Here is a 1,308-nt window from a genome sequence, read left to right on the forward strand (position 1 = left end):
CTTGGGTTCTAGGAGTCGTTGCAACACCCCAGCTCAAGGGGTGCGATGGACTTCGAGATCCGCAAGGAGCGGACGGGGCAAGGGCGACGGAAGCTGGTCCGTGAGCGGGAGGAATACTTTCGGCTCATGGACCAGGGCCTGACCAGCTACGAAGCGTGCCGGATCGTCGGGATCAACTACCGGACCGGCAAGCGGTGGCGCAACGGCAGGAATCCGACCTCCACGCACAAAGGGGCGCCACCCGCACAGCGGGTGGCGCCCGCCTCCGGCCCGTCACGCTACTTGCGTGAGGCTGACCGCATCCACATCGCCGACCGGCTGCGGGAGAAGGCCACGGTCCGTGCGATCGCTGCTGAGCTGGGCCGTAGCCCGTCCACCATCAGTCGGGAGATTCGACGGAACTGCACCGTCGATCCGCGCGGCGGCCGGCATTACCGTCCGCATGCCGCCCAGGCCCGCGCGGATGCCCGTCGGCCCCGCCCCAAGCCCGGGAAGATCGGCCAGAACCGCGAGCTGCGGGACTTCATCCAGGACCGCCTGGACCTACGGTGGAGCCCGGAACAGATCTGCCAGGCTCTGCTCCAGACCTTCCCCGACCGGCCGGAGATGCACGTGGTTCACGAGACCGTCTACCAGGCCCTCTACGTCCAAGGCCGCGGCGAACTCCGCCGCGAACTGGCCAAAGCACTGCGATCGGGACGCGTCCGCCGCAAGCCCCGCCGCCAGGCCCAGCAGCGCCGCCCCCGCTTCACCGACCCGATGGTGATGATCAGCGAACGCCCTGCCGAGGCAGAAGACCGGGCCGTGCCCGGCCACTGGGAAGGCGACCTGATCATCGGCAAGGACGGCAACTCCGCCATCGGCACCCTCGTCGAACGCGCCACCCGCTACGTGATGCTCGTCCATCTGCCCCACGGTCGCAGCGCAGAGAACATGCGTGACGCCCTCGTCGACACCGTCCAGTGCCTGCCCACCCACCTGACCCGTTCACTGACCTGGGACCAAGGGGCCGAGATGGCTGCCCACGGCACCTTCACCACCGCCACCGACATCCCGGTCTACTTCTGCGACCCGGCCAGCCCCTGGCAGCGCGGCTCGAACGAAAACACCAACGGCCTGCTCCGGCAGTACTTCCCCAAGGGAACCGACCTGTCCGTCCACGGCCGCGACCACCTGTCCGCCGTGGCCGCCGAACTCAACGGCCGCCCACGCAAAACGCTCGGCTGGGAAGCCCCAGCCGAGCGCCTGCATAAACTGCTCGCGGCCTGATCAACCGACCACGTGTTGCGACGATCCCCAGAATCCGCC

The 1,308-nt window shown here is 68.4% G+C and carries 1 protein-coding gene; it reads left to right on the forward strand.

Annotation, left to right across the window (positions count from 1 at the left end; all coding sequences use genetic code 11):
* Positions 1-45 precede the first annotated feature (45 nt).
* Positions 46-1,269, forward strand: coding sequence for an IS30 family transposase (locus AB0C96_RS43065; RefSeq protein WP_362925762.1), 1,224 nt, complete (start codon positions 46-48; stop codon positions 1,267-1,269).
* Positions 1,270-1,308: the final 39 nt, after the last annotated feature.

Source organism: Streptomyces sp. NPDC048506 (assembly GCF_040651315.1).
Lineage (GTDB): Bacteria > Actinomycetota > Actinomycetes > Streptomycetales > Streptomycetaceae > Streptomyces.